Genomic DNA, 6,266 nt, shown 5'->3' with positions numbered 1-6,266 from the left:
AAACCTGCGTTCTCCACCGAGAATTCGAAAGGGGCCTGCCCGGCGTGACTCCGGACAGGCCCCTTTCGACGGATCGCCGAGGGCGGAACACGCAGGCACTGAGTCTCGCCTCAACTGCTCATCGACCTTCTCACCCGCCACCATGCCGACGTCTTCCCGTCCATGGCTGTCGCCCAGGTCGCCACCAGGCCCGCACCCACAAGTCCCCGGCGGACACGGCCAACGTGCCGACGGCTCTGTTCACCGCACGGTGGCTGAGAGAGGCAAGGGGGCCGTGGCCCCCTGTGACCGTCCGCCGGCCAGAGCGGCTGCTCGAAAAGCGTGCCGGGCATGCGTACAGTGAGGGCAGAGTGTCTCGGGCAGCAGGCACTTGGTGCGGTACGCGACACACCCGGCCGGGTGGTGTCGCACCGTAGTGCTGGACGAGGCGGCCCGAGGACGGGGGGAGAGCGTCCGCGTCATGGATGATGCAGACGGTCACACGGCTCGGTGGTGGGCGGCGCTGCGCCGGACGCCGGTGGCCGTCTGGAACGACGACGTCACGGACTGGGCCGCTGCGCTGACCTATTACGCGGTCCTGGCCCTGTTCCCCTTGCTGCTGGTGATCCTCTCGATCCTGGGTCTGACCATGCCCACGGCCAAGCCGGAGGTCATCGACCGCATGTCGCAGGCCGCTCCGGTCGCATCCCGCGCTCTGCTGCGCAGCACCCTGCGGCAGATGGCCGGACAGTCGTCGGCGGCATGGACGTTGATCATCCTCGGAGGAGCGGGAGCGCTGTGGTCGGGGTCCAGCTATCTGAGCGTCTTCCGCGGGCGTTGCACGCCATGCATCGGACCAGCGCGCACCGGCCGGTCTGGCGCACTGCTCCGCGTATCATCGCCACGGCCCTCCTCCTGATCTCCCTGCTTCTCGCGTCGACCCTCGCGCTGTTTCTCACTGGCAGCCTGGCCGGGCGTCTGGGCCGGGTGCTGTCTCTGGGTACCTGGCCCCAGGCCGCCTGGGACACACTGCGGTGGCCGGTCGTGGCCGTCGTCGCCGTCGCCCTGGTACTCGTCCTGTACCGTTCGGGCCCGCCGCCCTCCCGCCCTGTAGGGAAGATGGCGCCCGGCGGCACATTGGCGGTAGTGCTCCTGTTGGGGGTCTCACTCGGATTCGCCGTCTACACCTCCCATGTCAGCACCTATCACCGTCTGTACGGTTCACTGGCAGGCGTCGTGGTCCTCCTGGTCTGGCTATGGCTTTCCAACCTGTCCCTGCTGGTCGGCGCTCAGTTCAACGCAGAGCTGGCAAAGCCCGTGCACGGCGAATGAGCCGGTCTTCCAGTACCTGCGGCGGGACCGCCCGCAGCCTTCCCTTCGGCCGGTTCGCTCAGTACGGCACGCACGCGCCGACACCGCACGAACCGGGAACAGGCCGCTCGGCCGACCTGTGGCGGTGTCTGCCCGTCGGCCCCGTGGGCAGTCGCGGCCTCCGGCCTCGCGCGGTGCGCCGCGTCTCGGGGTAGGAACGGTGCTCGGAGCGCCGTATCTGTCATCGGCCCGTACCCGATCGCGGGGAGTGTGGAGGCGGACCGCACCCCTCAGCCGCGGAGCCCCGCCCGATCGGCAGGACCTCGCAAAAGAGGGGGGCACTACACCCGACATCTCCCCCGCTCCGCAGGACGCCCGGCTGCCGTCCGGCTGCCGGGCCCCCGACCGTCAGACGGTGCTGAGCATGCCTTCACGCAGGCGGGCCAGGAGACGGGAGATCAGCCGGGAGACGTGCATCTGGGAGACACCGAGACGTTCACCGATCTGGGCCTGAGTGAGTTCCTCGACGAACCGCCAGTGGATGATCTTGCGGTCGCGTTCGTCGAGTTCGGCGATCATCGGGGCGAGGGCATGGAAGTCCTCGATCAGGCCGAGGGCGGCGTCCTCCTCGCCGATGAAGTCCGCCAGCGCTGCCTCGCCGTCCTCGCTGCCGTTGATCGCCGCGTCCAGGGAGGCGGACTTGTAGCCGTTGGAGGCCAGTTGGGCCTCGACGACCTCGTCCTCCGGAAGGCTCATCAGCTCGGAAAGCTCTTTGGTGGTCGGTGTCCGGCCCAGTCGGCTGCGCAGTTCCTCGTTGGCGCGGGCGAGTTGGACGCGGGCTTCCTGGAGCCGGCGCGGGACGTGTACGGCCCAGGAGGTGTCGCGGAAGAACCGCTTGATCTCGCCGACGATGTACGGCACGGCGAAGGAGGTGAACTCGACCTCGCGGGTCAGCTCGAAGCGGTCGATCGCCTTGATGAGTCCGATCATGCCGACCTGGACGATGTCCTCCATCTCCTCCGGCCCGCGGCTGCGGAACCGGCCGGCCGCGTAGCGGACCAGGGACATGTTCATCTCGATCAGCGTGTTGCGCGCGTACTGATACTCGGGCGTTCCCTCCTCCAGGACGGCCAGCCGGTCGAAGAACGGCTTCGACAGCTCCCGCGCGTCCTTCGGCGCGACCTTGGAAGGGTCCGTGATCTCCGGCACATCCACCGTCTGCTCGGCGGTCAGCGCGGTCGTCGTCGGCATCATGGCGCCCTCCCAGTCGATCAGCCTCGTCCTCGCCGGTCCATCGTCCGGCAGGCACGCGCCTACCCCGTCCGCCGATCGGCATTCCTCGAACTGCTGTCAGTCCCCGCCGGACTCTCCGTGGCTGCGTACGATTTCCTTCACCTTGGCGACCGCGAAACCCCAGCCCTGCTCGACGGTCGGCTTGGCCGGGACGGCGATCTCGTCGGGGTTGGTGAGGACGTCCAGCAGGACCGGGCCCGGACTGCCCAAGGCGCGTCGCACGGCGCTCTCCACGTCGGCCGGGTCGGTCACACGGATGCCGGTGATGCCCATGGCTTCGGCTACGGCGGCGAAGTCGGGGTTGTCGAGCACGGTGCCGAACTCGGGCAGGCCGGACTGCTCCTGTTCGAGTTTCACCATGCCCAGCCGGCGGTTGTCGAAGACGACGAGCTTGACGGGAAGGCGGTACGTCTTCAGGGTCATGAGGTCGCCAAGGAGCATGCTCAGTCCGCCGTCGCCGCAGAAGGCCACGACCTGGCGCTCGCGGTCCAGGCACTGGGCGCCCAGGGCCTGGGGCATGGCGTTGGCCATCGAGCCGAGGTTGTAGGAGCCGATGAGGCGCCGCTCGCCGCGCATCTCGACGAAGCGCGAGAGCCACACGGTGGCCATGCCCGTGTCAGAGGTGAAGACGGCGTCATCGGCCGCGATCCGGTCGACGGCCGCGGCCAGCGCCTCGGGGCGGATGTCATGGGCGCGGTTGTCCAGCGCGGAGCGGATACGGCCCACCACGCCCTTGTCGTGCGACGGATCGGCGAGCCGGGCCTGACCGGTGCGCCACTGGTCGAAGCGTTCACGCGCCTTCTCCAGGTGAGAGCGGTCACGTGCGCCTTCGAACCCGGCGGGCGCGGCGGCGAGGTCGTCCAGGAGGTCGCGTACGGTGGCGCCGGTGTCTCCCACGAGCCCGACGTCGACCGGTACCCGGCGTCCGATATGGGTGGCCTCGGTGTCCACCTGGATCACGGTCCGGCCCTCGGGATACCAGTCCCGGTAGGGGAAGTCCGTGCCGAGCAGCAGCAGGGTGTCCGCGTCCTGGAGGGCCGCAGCGGCGGCGGGGTTGCCGATCAGCCCCGTCTGGCCGACCTGGAAGGGGTTGTCGTCGCCTTCGAAGCCCGCCTTGGCCTTCAGGGTGAGCACCATCGGTGCGGCCAGGCGGTCGGCGAGGGTGAGGACGTCCTCGCGAGCGGCGCGGGCGCCCTCACCGACGAGCAGGGTGACCCGTTCGGAGCGGTCGAGGAGTTCCGCGGCGCGGTGGACGGCCGACCCGTCCGGCCGGCTCACCGGGGCGCTCAGGGAGAACCGGGCCGGCCGGTCGGCGGTCAGTTCCCGCTCGCCCAGGTCACCCGGTACCGTGAGAACGGCGACGCCCCTGCGGCCCAGTGCGTGACGCACCGCCGTCTCCAGCATCTGCGGAAGCTGGTCGGGCGAGGTGATGGTCGCGCGGAACACGGCCACGTCCCTGAAGAGGGCGTCGTTGTCCACCTCCTGGAAGTAGTCGCTGCCGAGTTCGGCGAGTGGCACCTGGCCGGCGATGGCCAGGACCGGGGCGTGGCTCTTGGCCGCGTCGTACAGCCCGTTGAGGAGGTGGACGGAACCGGGTCCGACCGTGCCCATGCACACGCCGAGCGTGCCGGTGAGCTGCGACTGGGCGCTCGCGGCGAAAGCCGCCGCCTCCTCGTGCCGGCAGCCCACCCATTCCAGGTTCTCGGTGGTGCGGATGGCGTCGGTCAGGGGATTGAGCGCGTCTCCCACGACGCCGAACACCTGGCGCACGCCGAGCTCGCTCAACGCGTCCACGATGACGCGGGCAACAGTACGGGTCACGTAGTCCTCCAGGTCACACGGTGAAACGGTCGGGGTCGGCAGCCTGCCAGTCGGCAGCCCAGGAGGCGGGCGGCTCGGCGAGCAGCTGCCCTGGCGCAAGCCACTCGTACAGCTCCTCGAAGGAGCGCTCGGTGAAAGGGTCGACGCGCCTGCGGAGCATGTGCGGACGCAGCTGCGCGGGGTCGGTGACGCCCATGGACGCCATGATCTGCAACGCGCTGGCCACGGTCGCCTCCTGGAAGCGCTGGACGCGCGCCGTCTTGTCGCCTACGTCGAGGGCGCGGGCACGCCGTGGGTCTTGGGTCGTGACACCCGTGGGGCAGGTGTTGGTATGGCACCTCTGCGCTTGGATGCACCCGACGGCGAACATCATCGCCCGCGCAGCGTTGCCGTAGTCGGCGCCCTGCACCATGCGTTTGACCAGGTCGGTGCCGGTGGCGATCTTGCCGCTCGCCTCGATCTTGATCCGGTCGCGCAGGCCCACGCCCACGAGGGCGTTGTGAACGGTGTGCAAACCCTCGGTGAGCGGGGTGCCCACATGGTCCGCGAACTCCAGCGGCGCCGCACCGGTACCACCCTCGGCGCCGTCCACCACGATGAAATCAGGCGCAGTGCCCTCCTCCAGCATGGCCTTGCACACGGCCAGGAACTGCCGGCGGGAGCCCACACACAGCTTGAACCCGGCAGGCTTGCCACCGGACAACTCGCGCATGCGAGCGATGAAGCGCACTAGTTCGCGCGGGGTGGAGAACACCCGGTGGTACGGCGGGGAGACGACCGTCCGCCCTTCGGGCACGTCGCGGACCCGGGCGATCTCGGCGTTCACCTTGGCTCCCGGCAGAACACCGCCGATGCCGGGCTTCGCGCCCTGCGACAGTTTCAGGGACACACACCTTACGTGATCGTGTGCGGCCTTGTCGGCGAACTCGGCCGCGTCGAAGTCGCCTTCCTCGGTACGGCAGCCGAAGTACCCTGTGCCGACCTCCCAAACGAGGTCGCCTCCCGGACGGAGGTGATACTCGGACAGCCCGCCCTCACCGGTGTCCTGGGCGAAACCCCCGGCGGCGGCACCCCCGTTGAGCGCGAGGACCGCGTTGGCGGAGAGCGAGCCGAAGCTCATCGCCGAGACGTTCAGCAGTGCCATGTCGTACGGACGGCTGCAGTCCGGTCCGCCGATCCTCACGCGCGGCGGGTCCTTCGGCACCGGACACGGCGCCATCGACGAGACCAGGAACTCGTAACCGGGCTGGTACACGTCCCGCTCGGTGCCGTACGGCTCCTCCGCGTCGGTGCCCTTGGCGCGCTCGTAGACGATGTTGCGCACATCCCGGTCGAAGGGGCGCCCGTCATAGTTCCGCTCGATGAAGTACTGCTGCAGCTCCGGGCGTACGCGCTCCAAGAGGTAGCGGGCATGGCCGAGGACGGGATAGTTGCGCAGCACCGAGTGCCGCCGCTGCACCAGGTCCCAGGCGCCCAGCACCCCCGTGAACATGAGCGGAACGGCCGCGAACCACCAGTAGGGCGAGATCCCGAGCGCCGCGGCCAAAGCCCCGAGAGCGGCCACGAGAGTCAGGAGGACGATTCCTACGCGTGTCATACCTGGCGCATTGCCCGGTTATCGATCGCCATGCGCGACAGCCGGGCACTGGACGCTCCCAGTCGCCGTGGCCGCCGGACGGGCCGCGAGCCCCCGGCCACGCTCGTCAGGGTGGTGGACCGCATGGGGCTTCTCCCACGCCCTCGCCCTCAGCGCCGCGTCCACACGGGAACACGCCATCAGCCCCGGCCCGTACCGCATGGGCAAGACCCGGGCGGCAACCTGACCTCCGAGTCGGCGCGGAGATGGGACCGAACCGAGGTGT

The 6,266-nt window shown here is 69.5% G+C and carries 3 protein-coding genes and 1 pseudogene; 1 reads left to right on the top strand and 3 read right to left on the bottom strand.

Features of this window, described 5'->3' with window-relative positions:
• Positions 1-460: 460 nt before the first annotated feature.
• A pseudogene (locus ASC56_RS43210) lies at positions 461-1,311 on the top strand (YihY/virulence factor BrkB family protein).
• Between the two features lie 387 nt (positions 1,312-1,698).
• Here ASC56_RS43210 and ASC56_RS28375 read toward each other — a convergent pair.
• The 3 genes from ASC56_RS28375 to ASC56_RS28365 form a co-directional block, all read right to left on the bottom strand.
• Entirely contained in the window at positions 1,699-2,541 is an 843-nt protein-coding gene (locus ASC56_RS28375) for an RNA polymerase sigma factor SigF (RefSeq protein WP_371330305.1), read from the bottom strand.
• A gap of 99 nt (positions 2,542-2,640) precedes the next feature.
• On the bottom strand, positions 2,641-4,404 hold the full coding sequence (locus tag ASC56_RS28370; protein ID WP_055494419.1) for a thiamine pyrophosphate-dependent enzyme: 1,764 nt from the start codon (positions 4,402-4,404) through the stop codon (positions 2,641-2,643).
• A gap of 13 nt (positions 4,405-4,417) precedes the next feature.
• Complete coding sequence (locus tag ASC56_RS28365; RefSeq protein ID WP_055494418.1) at positions 4,418-6,001, bottom strand: FMN-binding glutamate synthase family protein; 1,584 nt, start codon at positions 5,999-6,001, stop codon at positions 4,418-4,420.
• Between the last annotated feature and the right edge of the window lie 265 nt (positions 6,002-6,266).

Origin of the sequence: Streptomyces sp. TP-A0356, assembly GCF_001417775.1 — a bacterium.
Classification (GTDB): domain Bacteria; phylum Actinomycetota; class Actinomycetes; order Streptomycetales; family Streptomycetaceae; genus Streptomyces.
Note: the sequence above shows the minus strand (reverse complement) of the source record. Positions and strands in the feature narration are given on the sequence as shown.

Bases quoted from the DNA above. Each gene is read 5' to 3' on its own strand.
- ASC56_RS28375 (WP_371330305.1), bottom strand. From the start codon at position 2,541: ATGCCGACGACGACCGCGCTGACCGCCGAGCAGACGGTGGATGTGCCG.
- ASC56_RS28365 (WP_055494418.1), bottom strand. From the start codon at position 6,001: ATGACACGCGTAGGAATCGTCCTCCTGACTCTCGTGGCCGCTCTCGGG.